Source organism: Leifsonella bigeumensis (genome assembly GCF_039537265.1).
GTDB classification, from domain to species: domain Bacteria; phylum Actinomycetota; class Actinomycetes; order Actinomycetales; family Microbacteriaceae; genus Terrimesophilobacter; species Terrimesophilobacter bigeumensis.
Map to the genome: position 1 here is coordinate 90,538 of NZ_BAABAE010000004.1, position 17,600 is coordinate 108,137.

At 69.2% G+C, this 17,600-nt stretch carries 14 protein-coding genes and 1 pseudogene; 7 read left to right on the forward strand and 8 right to left on the reverse strand.

Annotated features, from left to right (window positions below; translation table 11 throughout):
* Positions 1-36 precede the first annotated feature (36 nt).
* On the forward strand, positions 37-468 hold the full coding sequence (locus ABD678_RS12835; protein ID WP_344757395.1) for a YflT domain-containing protein: 432 nt from the start codon (positions 37-39) through the stop codon (positions 466-468).
* Here ABD678_RS12835 and ABD678_RS12840 read toward each other — a convergent pair.
* The 3 genes from ABD678_RS12840 to ABD678_RS12850 all read right to left on the reverse strand — a co-directional run bounded on the left by ABD678_RS12840 (position 449) and on the right by ABD678_RS12850 (position 3,425).
* The gene (locus tag ABD678_RS12840) at positions 449-793 is read right to left on the reverse strand and encodes a hypothetical protein (RefSeq protein ID WP_344757397.1); all 345 of its coding nucleotides are present in this window, start codon (positions 791-793) and stop codon (positions 449-451) included. The two genes, ABD678_RS12835 and ABD678_RS12840, sit on opposite strands and share 20 nt — an antisense overlap.
* Before the next feature lie 135 nt (positions 794-928).
* Positions 929-2,401, reverse strand: a complete 1,473-nt coding sequence (locus tag ABD678_RS12845; RefSeq protein ID WP_344757399.1) for an aminopeptidase P family protein — start codon at positions 2,399-2,401, stop codon at positions 929-931.
* A gap of 10 nt (positions 2,402-2,411) precedes the next feature.
* Positions 2,412-3,425 (reverse strand): endonuclease/exonuclease/phosphatase family protein, encoded by a 1,014-nt coding sequence (locus ABD678_RS12850; RefSeq protein ID WP_344757401.1) that lies wholly within the window; start codon positions 3,423-3,425, stop codon positions 2,412-2,414.
* Positions 3,426-3,468: 43 nt separating this feature from the next.
* Here ABD678_RS12850 and ABD678_RS12855 point away from each other — a divergent pair, with 43 nt between their 5' ends.
* Positions 3,469-4,317 (forward strand): PHP domain-containing protein, encoded by an 849-nt coding sequence (locus ABD678_RS12855; RefSeq protein WP_344757403.1) that lies wholly within the window; start codon positions 3,469-3,471, stop codon positions 4,315-4,317.
* 106 nt (positions 4,318-4,423) lie between these two features.
* On the opposite strand, the gene ABD678_RS12860 is transcribed toward ABD678_RS12855, so the two are convergent.
* Positions 4,424-5,881, reverse strand: coding sequence for a DEAD/DEAH box helicase (locus ABD678_RS12860; RefSeq protein ID WP_344757405.1), 1,458 nt, complete (start codon positions 5,879-5,881; stop codon positions 4,424-4,426).
* A gap of 162 nt (positions 5,882-6,043) precedes the next feature.
* Here ABD678_RS12860 and ABD678_RS12865 point away from each other — a divergent pair, with 162 nt between their 5' ends.
* The 3 genes and pseudogenes from ABD678_RS12865 to ABD678_RS12875 all read left to right on the forward strand — a co-directional run bounded on the left by ABD678_RS12865 (position 6,044) and on the right by ABD678_RS12875 (position 8,960).
* A complete protein-coding gene (locus ABD678_RS12865) occupies positions 6,044-6,766 on the forward strand; it encodes a ferritin-like fold-containing protein (protein WP_344757407.1) in 723 nt (240 codons plus the stop codon).
* A gap of 485 nt (positions 6,767-7,251) precedes the next feature.
* A pseudogene (locus tag ABD678_RS12870) lies at positions 7,252-8,262 on the forward strand (sensor histidine kinase); the annotation flags it as partial.
* A 41-nt stretch (positions 8,263-8,303) separates the two neighbouring features.
* Positions 8,304-8,960 (forward strand): response regulator transcription factor, encoded by a 657-nt coding sequence (locus tag ABD678_RS12875; protein ID WP_344757411.1) that lies wholly within the window; start codon positions 8,304-8,306, stop codon positions 8,958-8,960.
* Positions 8,961-9,039: 79 nt separating this feature from the next.
* Here ABD678_RS12875 and ABD678_RS12880 read toward each other — a convergent pair whose 3' ends face one another.
* The 3 genes from ABD678_RS12880 to ABD678_RS12890 all read right to left on the reverse strand — a co-directional run bounded on the left by ABD678_RS12880 (position 9,040) and on the right by ABD678_RS12890 (position 10,107).
* Complete coding sequence (locus ABD678_RS12880) at positions 9,040-9,483, reverse strand: hypothetical protein (RefSeq protein WP_344757412.1); 444 nt, start codon at positions 9,481-9,483, stop codon at positions 9,040-9,042.
* Between the two features lie 109 nt (positions 9,484-9,592).
* Positions 9,593-9,883: a hypothetical protein gene (locus tag ABD678_RS12885; protein ID WP_344757414.1), complete on the reverse strand. Its 291-nt coding sequence runs from the start codon at positions 9,881-9,883 to the stop codon at positions 9,593-9,595.
* The gene (locus ABD678_RS12890) at positions 9,883-10,107 is read right to left on the reverse strand and encodes a DUF3107 domain-containing protein (RefSeq protein WP_344757416.1); all 225 of its coding nucleotides are present in this window, start codon (positions 10,105-10,107) and stop codon (positions 9,883-9,885) included. The genes ABD678_RS12885 and ABD678_RS12890 overlap by 1 nt, the downstream gene beginning before the upstream one ends.
* A gap of 129 nt (positions 10,108-10,236) precedes the next feature.
* Here ABD678_RS12890 and ABD678_RS12895 point away from each other — a divergent pair, with 129 nt between their 5' ends.
* Complete coding sequence (locus ABD678_RS12895) at positions 10,237-13,491, forward strand: ATP-dependent DNA helicase (protein WP_344757418.1); 3,255 nt, start codon at positions 10,237-10,239, stop codon at positions 13,489-13,491.
* Positions 13,484-16,705, forward strand: coding sequence for an ATP-dependent helicase (locus ABD678_RS12900; protein WP_344757420.1), 3,222 nt, complete (start codon positions 13,484-13,486; stop codon positions 16,703-16,705). Before ABD678_RS12895 ends, ABD678_RS12900 begins: the two co-directional genes overlap by 8 nt.
* Positions 16,706-16,739: 34 nt before the next feature.
* Here ABD678_RS12900 and ABD678_RS12905 read toward each other — a convergent pair whose 3' ends face one another.
* Positions 16,740-17,600, reverse strand: a complete 861-nt coding sequence (locus ABD678_RS12905) for a LysR substrate-binding domain-containing protein (protein ID WP_344757422.1) — start codon at positions 17,598-17,600, stop codon at positions 16,740-16,742.

Here is a 17,600-nt window from a genome sequence, read left to right on the forward strand (position 1 = left end):
CGAAACCGGGCGTTTCCCACACTTCCCAGAGGCGATGTGCTCGGCACCTACGACACCTACGACGAGGCCCAGGCGGTCGTCGACCGGCTGGCGAGGGGCGAGTTCCCGGTCAAGCAGGTCTCGATCGTCGGCAGCGACCTGCGTACGGTCGAGCGGGTCACCGGCAAGATGACGTACGGTCGTGCGGCGCTCGCCGGGGCGGCGAGCGGCGCATGGTTCGGGCTCTTCCTCGGCTTGCTGTTGTTCATCTTCAGCCCCTCGCAGAACGCGATCCTTTACGTGGGCGCGGCAGTGCTCATCGGTGCCGGGTTCGGGATGCTGTTCGGCATCGTGAGCTACGCCCTCAACCGCAGGCGCCGGGACTTCACGTCGATCCACCAGGTCATCGCGGGCAAGTACGAGATCATGGTCGACCCGTCGCTCACCGTGCGAGCGCAGGAGCTGCTGGCTAGGCCGGTCGGCGAGTGATTGCAGACTCCTGCTTCTCGGTCGATTCGAGCAACGGTCTCATCCCGGTCGCGAGGGCGTAGACACGGTCATCGAGCTTCTCGAGACTAGCTTCGACTGAGGCGATGTGCTTGCTGAGGCCCGCTTCGACTGAGTCGATGTGCTTGCTGAGGCCTGCTTCGACTGAGTCGATGTGCTTGCTGAGGCCTGCTTCGACCGAGTCGATGCGCTCCCCGAGACGCTTCTCCGCACTCGACACCGCGGATCTCGTGAAGGTGGCCAGCGTGAGCGTCGCGATCAGCAGGCTGCCGACCGACACCCAGGTCTCCAACGGCACGACGATCACCTTCCCAGTTTCGCAGGCAGCCGCCTGCATCGCCAGAAACGGTACCAGCGTGGGGCGAGACGTCGGCCGCACCTCCCGCGATCGGTGGAGAGTTCGCTCCATGCCGCGCTGTGGGGGAGTGGAGCCACGGCCGCGTCAGCGCAGCCACGCCTCCACGGCATCCGCGGTGCGGGGGATGCCGACCGAGAGGTTCTCGGCGCCGTCGGCGGTCACCAGGATGTTGTCCTCGATGCGCACGCCGATGCCGCGGAACTCCTCCGGAACGGTGAGGTCATCGGGCTGGAAGTAGAGCCCGGGCTCGATCGTGAACACCATGCCCGCCTCCAGCACGCCGTCGATGTACATGTCGCGCCGCGCCTGCGCACAGTCGTGCACGTCGATCCCCAGGTGGTGGCTCGTGCCGTGCACCATGTACCGGCGGTGGTATTGCGCGTCCGGCTGCACCGACTCCTCGGCGCTGACCGGCAGCAGTCCCCACTCCGCGGTCTTCCTCGCGATGACCTCCATCGCGGCGGCGTGGATCTCGCGGAACCGGATGCCGGGCTTCACAATCGCGAACGCCGCATCCGCCGCCTCGAGCACAGCCTCGTAGACCTGCCGCTGCACCGAGGTGAAGGTGCCGCTGATCGGCAGAGTGCGGGTGATGTCGGCGGTGTAGTAGCTGTCGAGCTCGATCCCCGCGTCGAGGAGGATGAGGTCGCCATTGTTGACCGGACCATCGTTCCGGGTCCAGTGCAGGATGCAGGCGTGCGGCCCGGAGGCGGCGATCGTGTCGTAGCCGACCGTGTTGCCGTCGGCGCGGGCGCGCCGGTTGAACGTCCCCTCGACGAGGCGTTCGCCCCTCGGATGCGCAACGATCTCCGGGCGATCCGCCACGACATCGTCGAAGCCCTGCTTCGTCGCGGCGATCGCGCGGCGCATCTGGTCGATCTCGTAGTCGTCCTTCACGAGGCGCAACTCGGAGAGGTCGCGGGCGAGCGCGGCATCCGGGTCCTCGTCGACCGAATCGGCCTCGGCCCTCAGCAGCCGGCGCCCGTCGACCTGGTCGGTGACGTCCCGGTCGGCGTCGCGCACCACAAGGGTGTTCGCATCCACGGAGTCGAGCACGGCTTCGAAGTCGGCGATGTCCTTGGTCGCGAGGCCGAGGTCGCCGGCCACCTGGGTGAGGGAGGGGCGCGCCCCGATCCAGAACTCGCCGATCTGCGGGTTCGCGTAGAACTCGTCGGAGTCGCGGCCCGCGCGCTCGCGGAAGTACAGGGTCGCCTCGTGGCCGGACGCGGTCGGCTCCAGCACCAGGACGGAGTCCGGCTCGGAGTCGGAACCCCAGCCGGTCAGGTGTGCGAAGGCGGAATGGGCACGGTACGGATAGTCGGTGTCGTTGGAGCGCACCTTGGCCGCTCCGGCCGGCACGATGAGCCGCTTGCCCGGGTACATCGTCGAGAGGCGGTCGCGACGGGCAGCCGCGAATGGCGCCTGCTCGCGCGGGGCGGGCACGGCATCCGTGCGCTCAGCCCAGTTCGAGGCGATATAGCTCTTGAAGGTGTCCGACACAGGGGTCGTCGAACGGTTGCTCGTGGCGCGCGGCGCCGGGGTAGTCGATTCGGCCATGCCTCTATTCTCACCCCCGCGGGGACAACTGCACCACGATCGGCCGATGGTCGCTCCCGGCACCGTCGAGCGAGCCGATGACCCGCATGCCCGTCACGTGCCATCCCGGGGTCGCCATGACGTGGTCGATGGGCGCGCCGAGGAGCGGCGGAAGCATCGTCGGCCAGGTTCCGACGGCGGCGTTCCCCGTCGTGGTGGCGGCGTCGATGCAGTTGCCGATCGTCGCACCCTCGTGCGTACCGAGGTCGGCGAAATGGTCGATGGTCGAGTTGAAGTCGCCCGCCATGATGACGTTGTCGCCGCTGCAGGCGGTCTTCAGCCAGGCGAGGTCGAGCTTCCAGTGGTTGAGCTCGCTCGGGATGGGCGCCACCGCGTGCACCGCGACGATCGTCGGGCCTGTCCCGTCGTCGGGGGTCGCGACGAGGCTCGGCAGCACGTTCGTCGTGCGATGGTCGGTGTCGACGCTGTAATCGCCGAGGTCCACGCCGAGCAGCAGCGAGGTGCTGCGGGCCTTCGAGATGTGGTCGTAGGCGAAGGTGTGCACCCACATCGGATGCCCGCCCGCCTTCATGAGGCCGGCCACCTCGATCGCGGTTTCGCTCGTGGTCTCCGGCAGCACGACGACGTCCGCCTCGACGTCGAGCGAAGCCTGAGCGATGGCGGCAGCACCGGGCTCGTCGCCGAGCGTGTTCCAGGAGAGCACGGTGACATCCGCCTCGCCCTTGCTCTGGAACGAGTTGTCACCGAATCCCCGCGTCGCCAGGACGAGAACGCTCACGACCACGAACACGGTGACGACGAGACCGAGGGCAGCGCAGAATCGGCGGAAGGCAGGGATTGCGAGGGCGACGAAGAGCAGGACGACGAGGAGGATGAGGCCCACGGCGATCGCGATCCCGCGCAGCGACACCACCTGGGCGGCGATCGGGAGCCGCTGGAATCCGAACAACTGCGGCCAGGCCGCGATGAGCGCGGCGGCCGCGGCGATAAGGATCGCGGCAGCGGCGAGGACACGACGAAACATGGTCAGCAGAGCCTAACCGGTCGACCCGCAATAGAGTTGCAGAATGCCCGGCCCCATCGACCTGCACACTCACAGTAGCGTCTCCGACGGCACCGAGACACCGGCCGAACTCGTGCGCGCGGCGCTCGCCGCCGGGCTCGGCACCGTCGCGCTGACCGATCACGACACCACGTCGGGCTGGGCCGAGGCGTTCGAGGAGGCTGCAGGGACCGGTCTCATGGTCGTGCCGGGTATGGAGTTCAGCACTCGCCGCGAGTGGAGGAGCATCCACCTGCTCGCCTACCTCGTCGACCCGCAGGACCTCGCCCTGCGGGAGGAGACCCTGCGCATCCGGGAAGCACGTCTCACCCGCGCCGAGTCGATCGTGTCGCGTCTGGCCGCCGACTTCGACATCTCCTGGGCGGATGTCGTCGCCCAGACGAGCGACGGGGCGACGGTCGGTCGCCCGCACATCGCAGACGCGCTCGTCGCACGCGGTGTCGCGGCGGATCGCAGCGCCGCATTCCGCGACATCCTGCACCCGAAGTTCGGCTACTACGAGCCGCACTATGCGCCCGACCCGCTCGCGGCCGTCGAGCTCGTGCGCGCGGCGGGCGGGGTCCCGGTGCTCGCCCATCCGGCCACGCGCGGCATCGACGACGTGATCTCGAGGGAGAACCTGGGCGTACTCGTCGACGCGGGGCTGTTCGGCCTCGAGTTGAGGCACCGCGAGAACCGGCCGGATGCCGTTGCGCGGCTTGCGGAGTACGCGGACCATTTCGGGCTCGTGGTCACCGGCTCAAGCGACTACCACGGCGCGGGAAAACCCAACCGGCTGGGTGAGAACACGACCGAGCCCGAGGTTCTTGCGCGCATCCTCGAGGCGGGGACGGGCTCGGCGGCTGTCGGTTAGGACGAATTTCCGGCGCGATGCGGGTATTTGTCGGCGATGCGGGTGTTCACAGCGCCGCATGGCCGACGAAACACCGCATCGCCGGGCGGCGGGTAGGGATCGGTCGTCAGGCGGCGGGAGGGGTGTTCCCCGTGCTGGGGCGGCGCGTGCGGTTGCGACGGCGGCGCGATGGGCCGGAGCCGTCGTGGGTGCCCGCGCCGGCCGGTTTGGCGTCGGTTGCGGTTTCCACCGACCTGCCGCCGCGGGTGCGAACGCGGTCCCGGCCGGAACTTCCACCGTGACCGGAACCCCGACCGGAGCCCTGGGCGTCACGGTTGCCCTGTCGTGCACCGCCGTGACCGGCCGTCGCTGAACGCGGCTCGCGCTCGCGCGCGGGCCCCGCCGTCTTCAGGCGACCCTTCGCCTCGGTGGGGATGTCGAGGTCGGTGTAGAGGTGCGGCGACGAGGAGTAGGTCTCGGTCGGCTCGGGGATGCCCATCTCGAGGGCCCGGTTGATGAGCGACCACTTGTGCAGGTCGTCCCAGTCGACGAAAGTGACGGCGATGCCCGTCTTGCCCGCACGGCCGGTGCGACCGGCACGATGCAGGTAGGTGTCGTGGTCCTCGGGGATGGTGTGGTTGATGACGTGGGTGACATCGTTGACGTCGATGCCCCGCGCCGCGACATCCGTGGCGATGAGGATCTCCTTCTTGCCGGCCTTGAAGGCCACCATCGCCCGTTCGCGCTGCTCCTGGTTGAGGTCGCCGTGCACGGCGGCGGCGTTGAAGCCGCGGTCGCCCAGCTCCTCGACGAGCTTGGCCGCGGCACGCTTGGTGCGGGTGAAGATCACGGTCTTGCCACGCCCCTCGGCCTGCAGGATGCGCGCGATGACCTCGTCCTTGTCGAGCGCGTGCGCCCGGTAGACGACGTGCTTGATGTTCGCCTGGGTGAGGCCCTCGTCGGGATCGGTTGCCCGGATGTGGATGGGCCGGTTCATGAACCGGCGGGCGAGCGCCACGATCGGGCCCGGCATGGTCGCCGAGAAGAGCATCGTGTGGCGGGCGGGCGGAGTCTGGGCGAAGAGCTTCTCGATGTCGGAGAGGAACCCGAGGTCGAGCATCTTGTCCGCCTCGTCGAGCACCATGACCTCGACGTGCCCCAGGGAGAGCATCCGCTGGCTGGCGAGGTCGAGGAGGCGCCCCGGCGTGCCCACGACGACCTGGGCCCCATCCTTGAGTTGCTCGATCTGGCCCTCGTAGGCCTTGCCGCCGTAGATCGCCGCAACCTTCGTGGAGCGGTTGGCCGAGGCCATGACGAGGTCCTCGGCGACCTGGACGCAGAGTTCACGGGTCGGGACGACGACGAGCGCCTTGACGCCCGGCTCGGGGTCTGTGCCGAGATGCTGGAGCAGCGGCAGGCCGAAACCGAGGGTCTTGCCCGTTCCGGTCTTGGCCTGACCGATGATGTCCTGGCCGCTCAGACCGAGCGGGATGGTCTGCGACTGGATGGGAAACGGTTCGAGGATGCCCTTGGCGGCGAGTGCGTCGACCATGTCCTGGTCGACGCCGAGTTCTGAGAATGTCAAGTTGTACAGCCCTGTCCTGGGTCGAGCGGTTACGCCCGTCTTTTCCCAGGGCGCAGGGCCCCGCCAGAGTGGGGGCCGACCATCAGTTTAGCCGCCACGGATGCCGAACTCCTGACAACCGACCCCGGCCAGTCGTACAGGTGGCGCCGCTAGGCTGTACTGGTGGTCACGTTGTTCCCCCGTCGCAAGCGGCGCTCCTCGCTCTCGCGGGGCCGATCACGGCATCCGAACCCCGACCAGGTGGTCAACCGGGTGGGGCTGAGCGAGCTCACACCCGACCTGCCGCACTTCCTCGGCCAGGCCGCATACCTGCAGCTCTCCTTCTTCGAGGGGCTCTCCCGGGCGGTCACGACTGCGCCGTCGACCGCATCCAAGGAGGCGGTCAGCCGGGTCGCCGCGATCGCTCTCGGTCGGCACCACGAGCTCGTCGCGGAGCTCGAGCGCGAGGGTGAGTCGCCGAGCGAGGCCATGGAGCCCTTCGTCGGTCCGATCGACGCCTTCCAGCTGAGGACGCGCGGCAGCGACTGGTTCGAGGCGCTGCTCGGCTACTACGTGGCGTCCGGCATCCTCGACGACGCTTTCGCCGGTATCGCCGAGGGGCTCTCCGACGACTACGCCGAACGCATCGCCCGCCTCCTCTCGAATGAGGTCGCCCACGACATCGTCGTCGCCGAGCTGCGGGCTGCGATCGACGACAACCCGCGGCTCGCCTCGCGCCTCGCGCTCTACGGTCGGCGCCTCGTCGGCGACGTGCTGCTCGTGGCGCGTTCCGCACTCGATCTGCCGAAGGACACCGCCCCGGATGACGAACGCCTCGAGCCGGTGCTCACCGAGCTCATCGCCGCGCATACGCGACGGATGGACGACCTCGGCCTCACCGCCTGATCCGGCCAGGCCGACCATGATCCCGGCCCTCGAGTTGCGATAATGGGACGATGTCGCGACAACGCGATCCGCGAAGGCGGATGATCGGGCGCGATACCGGCCGGCGCAGAGGCTTCTCGGTTCGCTCCCGGATCATCGTGGCGATTCTCGCTGCGACGGCGATCGGACTCGCGGCGTCGGGAACCGCCTCCTACCTCGTGCAGCGCCAGCGTGTTCTCGCCTCGGTCGACGAACAGCTGTTGCAGACCGTGGTCGAGTTGAAGGCCGTCGCTTCGGAGGCCGATTCGTCCACGACTCCCGATACGGTCGAAACCATACTCCGTGCGGCGATGCAGCAACTGGTCCCGTCTCCGGATGAGAGCGTGCTCGGCCTGATCGACGGAAGTCCGGCATTGATCCCCTCGATCTCGCTTCCGTTCCGAATCGACGCGGATCCGCTGCTCCTGAAGCGCATCACCACGGAGGCGCATCCGACCAGCGTCGTCATGGGCACGGCCCACTCCGAGGCGGGAACGCTGCGGTACATCATCATCCCGGTCTCGTTCGACGGCGACCCGCACGAGGGACTGTACGTCGCCGCCATCAACCTGGATGCCGTGCTCACCGACGTACTGGACTCGTTCGGGACCTTCCTCGTCGTCGCTCTCATCGCACTGCTGCTCATCGGACTCGTCGTCTGGCTCGTCGCGGGCCGGCTGCTGCGGCCGATCCGCCTCCTGCGCCGGGCGGCGGCGGAGAACACGGCGATGAACCTCTCCGGGCGGATCCCCGTCACCGGCCGGGACGACCTCTCGGAGCTGACGGAGACGATCAACAGGATGTTCGAGAGACTCGAGGAGGCGTTCTCCAGTCAGCGCCGGCTGATCGACGATGTGGGGCATGAACTGAAGACCCCGATCACGATCATCCGCGGGCACCTCGAGCTCCTCGACTCGGAGAAACGGGACGACGTCGACGCCGTGAAGGCCCTGGCCATCGACGAACTCGACCGGATGAGCGTCCTGGTCTCCCAGATCTCCCTGCTGGCGGAGTCGGGGACGCCCCAGTTCATCGACCGGCACGAGACCGACCTCGACGCGTTGACGAGTGCCGTCGTGACGAAGGCGAGCGCCCTCGACCCGGCGCGCGAATGGGTGGTCGAGTCCCGGGCGACGGGGACGGCGCTCGTCGACACGGGGCGCCTCACCCAGGCGTGGCTTCAACTGGCCGGCAACGCGGCGAAGTATTCGACCGAAGGCACCACCATCTCGCTGGGGAGCAAGCGGGAGACGATACGGACCGGCGAGTGGCTGCTGCTCTTCGTTCGCGACGTCGGACCAGGGATTCCCGTCGATGCGCAGGGTGAGATCTTCGAGCGGTTCCATCGACTCGAGGCGAGTAGGGGTTCGGATGGCTCCGGCCTCGGTCTCGCCATCGTGTCGGCGATCGCTGCCGCGCACGGTGGCACGGTTACGCTGGCGAGTGCCGAGGGCGAAGGGTCGTTGTTCACGATCCGGATTCCGATCGAGCCCTCGCCGCAAGAGGATGAGGACGGGCAATGACGCGAATACTGGTCGCCGAGGACGAGACGCGCATTTCCGCGTTCGTCGAGAAGGGGCTTCGCGCGGCGGGGTTCGCCGTCGCGACGGCGTCGGACGGCCACTCGGCACTGGCCGAGGTCAGGACCGGCCAGTACGCCCTCATGATCCTCGACATCGGGATACCCGGCCTGGGCGGATTCGAGATCCTGGAGACTCTCCGGGGCGAGGGGAACGGGATCGCCGTCATCATCCTGACGGCCCGCGACTCCGCCATGGACACCGTACGCGGCCTGGAGGGCGGTGCCAACGACTACATGGCGAAACCGTTCCGGTTCGACGAACTGCTGGCGCGCGTTCGGCTCCGGTTGAAGGAGGCCCAGCCCCAGCAGGCGGAGTCCCTCCTGGCCGGCGGCCTCGAACTCGACGTGCGCACCCGCCGGATCCTCGTGGATGGTGCCCCGGTGGCCCTCTCGGCGAGGGAGTTCGCCCTCGCCGAGGAGTTCATCCGTCACAGGGACCAGGTGCTGAGTCGGGAGCAGTTGCTGAGTCGCGTGTGGGGACTGGACTTCGATCCCGGGTCGAATCTGGTCGAGGTCTACGTACGGTACCTGCGGGCGAAGATCGGCGCCGAACGCATCGAGACGGTGCGGGGCATGGGCTACCGGTTAATCTGAAACGGCCAGGGAACGCTTCACCCGAAGAGGCGTTCCCTGGCCTGCTCTGCTGGCGCTTAGCGCGGCAGAACTTCTTTGATCAGCGGGTCTCGGCGTGCGCCTCACCCTGAACCGAGACTGCGCTGCCGGGCGTCACGACCTCGACGCCGGCATTCTCGTGGGCCCAGGCGCTGACCTCTTCGCCGGTTGTGCTGCCCTTGACGGTCGAGGCGTCCTTGGAGGCCTCCTGAGGAGCGGTCGGCGTGGCGGATTCGCCCTCGTCGGTGGTCGCATCCTGCTCCCCTTCCACCGTCGCGTCGGTGCTCGTCCCGAACAGCCCCCTGGCGTTCGCGTTGGCGTGCATCCTGGCGGTCTCGCTGGCGTGCAGCGATGCCGGTCCGATGCCATCCACCTTGAGCACCTGGCCCGGTGCGTCGGACACGGTCAACGAGCCGCTCGCGGCCCAGGCGCCACCGGCGGCGAGGGCGACACCGAGGATGCTCGCAGCACCCGTCATGATGAGCTTTGCGGACTTGTTCAACATGTTCTCACTCACTTTCCCGCAACCCGGTTCCGAGTTGCTTCATTCAGGTTCGCAACCCCGGATGAGGTGATCACGAGAACTGGATGAGAAAGTTCTCATCCGTTGCGGGTCAGGGTCGGCTGAGCCGATCGAAGAGCGCCACATCGCGGTGCCTGCGGCGCGGGGCGAGGATGAGTGCGGTCGCGATCGCGAGAACGCCGCCGGCGACGAGGCTCGCCCACCAGATCCAGCCGCCGTCGAAGGTCCAGCCGATCCAGGTGAGGCCAGCCCAGACCGCGGCGGCGACGGCTGCGCTCACGGCGGGGAGGACGGCACTGCCGTAGGTGTCGCGTCCCGGGAGGAGGTAGCGCAGGCCGAGGCCGACGAGGGCGGCGCCGAGAACGACGAAGAGGAGTTCCATCAGGCGACGAACCCGACGCGACGGGAGGACTCCGAGCCGACCTCGATGTAGGCGAAGGTGTCGACGGGGACGAGGAACACCCGCCCCTTGTCGTCGACGAGCCTGATGAACTTCGCGTCGCTCTCCAGGGCGGTGGCCACGACCTTCTCGATGTCGGCTGCCGACTGGTCGGACTCGAAACTCAGCTCACGGGGGCTGTTGATGATGCCAATGCGAATGTCCACGAGCCCAGATTACGGCAGAACGCGATGGCCGGTCGGCTCGTTCGTCAGGAGCGGACAGGTACCGCGCCGCCGGGGCATCTCTCTCGTGCCCTCGCCGGGTTGTCCGCGGCGTGGGATAGTTTGACTCTCGTGACGGTCAAGGGGTTCGCGCGCAGGTCCGGGGCCACGCCGGTGCCGAGCCTCGATGCCGCCCAGCGGGCGGTCATCGACCTGCCGGATGCGGCATCCGCGGTCGTCGTGGGCGCTCCGGGAACCGGCAAGACGACGGCCGTCGTCGAGCTCGTCGCCGACCGGGTGTTCGCGCGGGGGTGGGCCCCTGGCGAGCTCGTCGTCATCGGGCAGAGCCGATCGACGGCGACCGCATTGCGGGACCGTCTGGCCCTGCGCCTCGCGGTGCCCACCGAAGGGCCGCTCGCACGCACGATCGCCTCGCTCGCCTTCGAGATCGTCTCCTTCTCGCGTCGCGCTGCCGGGCTCGCCCCGCCACGACTGCTCACCGGCGGCGACCAGGACAGCGATATCGCGCAGCTGCTCTCCGGACACATCGAGGACGGGACCGGTCCCGACTGGCCGGAGCCGCTCGGCGCCGACGTGCGCGCACTGCGCGGCTTTCGGACCGAACTGCGCGAGACCATGATGCGGGCGACCGAATACGGCCTCGACCCGGCGCGACTGCGACAACTCGCCGCGCGGCACGGGCGGCCGGAGTGGGCAGCGCTCGCCGACTTCCACGCCGAGTACCTGCAGGTCATGGCCGAGCTGCGCCCTGACCAGCTGGATGCCGCCGAGCTCACCTCTGTCGCCCGCCGGTCGATCGAGGCAGGGGCGGTCCCGGAATCGACATCCCGGCTGCGGCTCGTCATCGTCGACGACCTGCAGGAGGCGACCGAGGCGACCGTCTCGATGCTGCGGGCCCTCGCCGTGCAGGGTGCGAGCGTCATCGCGTTCGGGAACCCGGATGTCGCGGCGAACGCCTTCCGGGGCGGCGAACCGGATGTCGTCGGGCGCTTCGGACCTGCGCTCGGCATCGACGGGGTGCGCACCATGCACCTGACGACGTCGCATCGGCAGGGCGCAGTGCTCCTCGGTCTCACCGACGCTGTGACGGATCGGATCGGGACGGCGGGGATCGTCGGGCACCGGCATCCAGAGGCGCCGGGCCCGTCGCACGCTCAGGGGGACGGCCGGGTCGAGACGATCACCGGTTCCACCCCGGCGCGGCTCTGGTCGGCGCTCGCGCGGCGCCTGCGCGAGCGGCACCTCGAGGACGGCACCCCGTTCGAGCGGATGGCTGTCGTTCTGCGCAGCGGCGCCCAGGTGCCGGCGGCTGCCCGTGCCCTCGCGCTCGCCGACGTCCCGACCCGCACCGCGGTGGGCGGCATCCCGCTGCGCGAGGATGTCGCCGCGCGCGCGCTCCTCACGATCGTCGACCTCGGCATCGGCCGGACGCCGCTCACCGCGGAATCCGCCGTCGAGACACTGCTCGGCCCGTTCGGCGGCCTCGACCGGCTCGGGCTGCGCCGGCTGCGGCTCGCGCTGCGTACCGAGGAGCTCGCGGGCGATGGTCACCGCACGAGCGACGAGTTGCTCGTGGAGGCGCTCTCGGCACCGGGGCGGTTCGCGACGATCGACCATGCTGCGGCACGGACGGCCGCGAAGCTCGCGGAGACCCTGGCCGAGCTGGCCGCGCAGGCGACCGGCGGTGCGACGATCGAAGAACTGCTCTGGTTCGTCTGGGAGCGCAGCGGGCTCGCCGTCACCTGGCGGCAACAGGCGCTCGGCGCCGGCATACTGGCCGCCGAGGCGAACCGGAATCTGGACGGCATCCTCGCACTCTTCACGGCGGCGAAGCGTTTCGTCGAGCGGGAACCCGATTCGCCGGCCATGGTGTTCCTCACCGGGGTGTTCGACGCCGAGGTTCCTGAAGACACGCTTTCGCCGCAGGCGACCGCGGATGCCGTGTTCGTCACGACGCCGAGCGGGGTGCTCGGCCTGGAGTTCGACACGGTCGTCGTCGCCGGCCTGCAGGACGGCGCATGGCCGAACCTGCGCCTGCGCGGATCGCTGCTCTATCCGGGCGAACTCGTGCGCGCCGCGAACGGGATCGACGGCGCCGCGATCGATGCCCGCCGCGAGGTGCTCGCCGATGAACTACGGATGTTCGCGCTCGCGGTCTCCAGGGCGAGCCGAGAGGTCATCCTGGCCGCGGTCGCGAACGAGGACGAGGCGACGAGCGTCTTCCTCGAGCTCGCCCCGGACGGCTCGAAGAAGACGACGGCTGCCGCGCTGCCGCCGCACTCCCTGCGTGGTCTCGTCGGCCGACTGCGGAGGGAGCTCGTGCGGGACGTCCGGCAACCGGGCGGGCGGGGCCGGCCGGATGCTGCAACCAACGATGCCGCCGCCAACGATGCCGCCGCCAACGCTGCTGCCGCCAACGCTGCTGCCGCCAACGCTGCTGCCGCCAACGCTGCTGCCGCCAACGCTGCTGCCGCCAACGCTGCTGCCGCCAATCTGGGCCTGCTCGCGGCATCCGGTGTGCCGGGCGCGGACCCGGGGGAGTGGCACGGCGTCCTGGGGGCCTCGACCACCGGACCGCTCTATCTCGACGAGGAGGCGGTACCGGTGTCGCCGTCGAAGCTCGGCGCCTTCGAGCAGTCGCCTGTCGACTGGTTCATCGAGTCGATCTCCGGCACGCAGTCGAGCACGGCGATGGGGATCGGCACGATCGTGCACTGGGCGATGGAGACGGCGACCGCCCCCGACGTGGAGGCCGTGTGGGCCGCGATCGAGAGCCGGTGGAATGAGTTGCTCTTCGAGGCCCCCTGGCTCGCCGAACAGCAGCGGCGAGCGGCCCGAAGGCTCGCCGGAGCCGTCGCCGAGTACCTGGGCGATTTCGAGCGCGAGGGCAAGACACTCGCCGGCGCCGAGGACCGTTTCACACTCGAGGTGGGTCGTGCCCGCGTGAACGGCTCGATCGACCGGGTCGAGCGCTCGGCCGACGGGAGTGTCGTGATCGTCGACCTCAAGACGGGCGCCGCCGAGACCAGCCAGGCGGTCATCGACGAGTTCCCGCAGCTCGGGGCCTACCAGCTCGCCTACGCCTCCGGCGAGCTCGATACGGCACTCGACCCCTTCGGCGAGCATCACGCGGGTGGTGCCAAGCTCGTGTTCGTCAAGGAGGGTGTGCGCGGCAAGTCCTACCGGGAAGGCTTCCAGGCGCCGCTCACCGAGGAACAACTCGAGGAGTTCCGGGAGCGCATCCGCCTCGCCGCGATCGGGATGGCACTCGGCGTCTACACCGGGCCTCGCGTGCTCGACCCCTTCGGCGTCGGCGACACCGCGAAGCGGGCACTGCACCGGGTCAGGGCGGTGTCGAGTGACTGAGCGGATGCCGGAGCCATCGCGCACCCGATCGATCGGCGCCGACGAGCTCGCCGATGCGCTGGGGCTCCCACGGCCGACCGACCAGCAGAGGGCGGTCATCGAGTCCGAGCTCGGCCCTTCCCTCGTCATCGCAGGTGCAGGGAGCGGCAAGACGGAGACCATGGCGAACCGCGTCGTGTGGCTTCTGGCCAACGGTCGCGTCGAGGCCGGCGAGATCCTCGGGCTGACCTTCACGCGCAAGGCGGCCGGTGAGCTTGCGGAACGCATCCGGAAGCGCATCGCACAGCTCGCGAAGTCGGGGCTCACGACGAAGCCTGCCGCGGAGTATGACGCCTTCGACCCGCCCACCGTCGCCACCTACAACTCCTTCGCGAACTCGATCTTCCGGGACAACGCGATCCTTCTCGGGCGGGAGACCGACGGCAGCGTGCTGGGGGAGGCATCCGCCTGGCAGCTGGCCCGCTCGCTCGTCGTGGCCAGCCGCGACGAGAGACTCGCCGGGCTCGACCGGAGCGTCGACCAGCTGACCAATGCCGTGCTCGACCTGAGCCATGCGCTGAGCGAGAACGTCGCCGATCCCGCCCAGGTGAGTGCGATGGCGGAGCGGTTCGCGCAACTCACCGAACTGCCGAATGGCGGGCGCGGCGAGTACCAGAAGGCCCTCGACCTCATCGCCTCGGTCGGCACCCTCTCCCTGCTCATCGACCTGGCCGTGCAGTTCTCCGCGGCCAAGGCGCAGAACGGGTTCGTCGAATACGCCGACCAGGTCATGCTCGCCCTCCAGGTGATCCGGCGCGTACCGCGGGTGGGCGACGAGCTGCGCGAGCGATACCGGGTCGTGCTGCTCGACGAGTACCAGGACACGAGCGTCGTGCAGACCTGGCTGCTCTCCGAGCTCTTCGCCGGGCATCCGGTCATGGCGGTCGGCGACCCGAACCAGTCGATCTACGGATGGCGGGGGGCGAGCGCGGCGAACCTCGAGCAGTTCGCGGCCGGGTTCGGTCGCGGTGAGCCGGTGCGGGAGTTCGCGCTCTCCACGAGCTGGCGGAACGGCCACGGCATCCTGGCGGCGGCGAACACCGTCGTCGAGCCGCTCATCGCCGCGACGTCCATACCGGTGGAGAAGTTGACGGCTTCTCCCGTCGCAACGCACTTCCCTCTCGAGGTGAGCTTCGAGGAGTCGATTAGGGAGGAAGCCGTCGCGGCTGCGTCCTGGCTCAAGGAGAAGCTCGCCAGCAAGGAGGTCCGCTCGGCACTGAAGGATGGAGAGGAACCGACGGCGGCGATGCTCTTCCGGGCCCGTCGCACCCAGGCGGTGTTCGTGGAGGCGCTGCGCTACGCGGGGGTCCCGTATCACGTGCTCGGCATCGGCGGCCTGCTCGACGAGCCGGAGGTGGCCGATCTCGTGAGCGCGCTCACGGTCGTCAACGACCCGACGGCCGGTTCGGAGCTCGTGCGGCTGCTCGCCGGTTCGCGGTGGCGGATCGGGGTGCGTGACCTTCACGCGCTCAGCCGGGTCGCATCCTGGCTTCGCGACCGCGATCACGCCCAGCAGCCGCTCGACGACGAGACGAAGCAGAAACTGCGCTCCTCGGTCGCCGAGGGGGAGGGCGGGTCCATCGTCGACGCCCTCGACTTCGTCGCGCATGCGAAGGCGGGCCACGGAATGCTCGAGGCGTTCAGCGAGCCGGGGCTCGAACGGCTGCGGGATGCCGGTCTCGTGTTCTCCCGGCTGCGGGCGAGAGCCTCCCTCGACCTGCTCGACTTCGTGACGCTCGTCGAGCAGGAGTTCCGGCTCGACATCGAGGTCATCGCGAACGAGACGCGCTCGGAGGGCGCTGCGAGCATGGAGGCCTTCTTCGACGCGCTCGGAACGTTCCGCGCGGTCAACGAGGGAGGCGGTCTGGGCAGCTTTCTCGGTTGGCTGCGCGAGGCGGTGCGCCGCGACGACCTCGCTCCGCGGCCGGAGGAGCCCGAGAAGGGTGCGGTACAGCTGCTCACGATCCACGGCGCCAAGGGGCTCGAATGGGATCTCGTGGTCGTTCCGCGGCTCGTGACCGATGAGCTTCCGGCCAAGGCGAGGGATACGAACGGATGGACCGCCTTCGGTGCTCTTCCCTACGAGTTCCGTGGCGACGTCGAGAGCCTTCCGGTCTTCGCCTGGGAGGCGGCCGAGTCGCGCAAGGATCTGCTCGACCGTCATGCCGACTTCAAGTCCGGGGTGAAGGCCAGGCACGAACTCGAGGAACGACGCCTGGCCTACGTCGCCGTCACCCGGGCGCGGCACGGCCTGCTCCTCACCGGCTCCTTCTGGTCGTCGCAGGCCGGGTCCCGGCCGCCGAGCCCCTACCTCGTCGAGCTCGCCGAGGCCGGGATCGTCGGCGATCTTCCGAGTGCCCCGCTGAACACCGACAAGCCGGAGGGCGAGCAGGCTGAGTCGCTGGTGTGGCCGAGCGACCCTCTGGGCGGTCGGCGCTCAGGCGTCGAGGAGGCGGCCGAGCTCGTCCGCAGCGCGGTGCCGGGAGCATCCGGCCCGCTGGGGCGCGAACTCGAGCTGCTTCTCGCCGAACGGCGGCGGATGCTCGCCGCCGCCGAGTACGTCGCGTTGCCGAACCGGGTTCCCGCCAGCCGTTTCAAGGATTTCGTGACCGACCCGGCTGAGGTGGCTGCAGGCATCCGCCGCCCGATGCCGGAGAAGCCGTATCGGGCGACGCGCCTCGGCACGCTCTTCCACTCCTGGGTCGAGGAGCGGTCGGGCCTCAGCGGTTCGCGCGAGGTCATCGACGCGTTGTCGAGCGAGCTCGAGCCGGAGGATGCCGCGATCGATAAGGCCGAGCTCGCGCGGCTGCAGGCGATCTTCGAGCGTTCGGCCTGGGCGGGGGTCAAGCCGGTCGAGGTGGAGCGCGAATTGCATCTGCCCTTCGACGGCCACATCGTGATCTGCAAGATCGACGCCGTCTACGAGCGGGACGGCCGGTACCAGATCGTCGACTGGAAGACCGGCAAGGCGCCGAAGAGCGCCGACGAGCTAGCGGAACGGCAGTTGCAGCTCGCCCTCTACCGCCTCGCCTTCGCGAAGTGGAAGGGCATCGATCCGGAGAGCGTGGACGCGGTCCTCTACTACGTCTCCGACGACCGGGTCATCGAACCGGATCGCATCTACGACGAGGAGGAGCTCCTCGACCTCTGGCGCGCGGCGACCGGAGGGGTCTGAGCCGTCCTGGTCCGAACCGGCGGAGCCGGCAGGCTCAGGGCACTGCCCGCAGTTGCACCGGCCGGCCCATGATGGCCGAGGCGAGCGCCTCGACCGGCTCTCGTGCGGCGGCAGGGTTCTCGACGAGGGCGAAGTCGACGTCGCCGACCTCCGGCAGCCCCATCGAGGAGGGCAGCTGAACGAGGTCGGTGGGGATGAGCGACTGGGGGAAGACGGCGACGCCGATCCCGGCCCGCACGGCGGCGAGCACCCCGTTGACCTCCTTGACGTTGCAGGTGATGCGCCAGGTCCTCCCGACCGACTCGAGTGCCCGGATGGCGAAGGTGCGGCTGAGGCTCGGTGCCTGGTAGACGATGAGCGGCAGTGGGGAGCCGGGGTCGATCGTGACGCTCTTGTGGCCGACCCACACCATCCGGTCGCGGCGCACGAGCCGGCCGAGCGGTTCGCCGGACTCCTGCTTGACGAAGACGAGGTCGAGCTGACCGGCCTGCAGCCGGCGCATGAGTGCGCCGCTCTGGCTCACGGTGAGCTCGAGGTTGATCTGCGGGTAGAGCTGCCGGAAATCCCGAAGGATCTGCGGCAGCTGGGTGAGAGCGAGGTCGTCGGCCGACCCGAAGCGCAGCCGCCCGCGCATCGCGGAGCCGGTGAAATAGCTGGAAGCCTCGTCGTGTGCGGCGAGGATGGTCCTGGCGAAGCCGAGCAGCGCGTCGCCGTTGTCGGTCAGCCGTACGTCCCTCGTGTCACGCGTGATGAGGTTGCGCCCGGCCGCGAGCTCGAGTTTTCGGATGTGCTGGCTTACGGTCGGCTGGCTGAGCCCGAGCACCTGGGCGGCCTGCGTGAAGTTCAGGGTCTCGGCGACCGTCACGAAGGTCTTGAGCAGGACGGGGTCGAACAT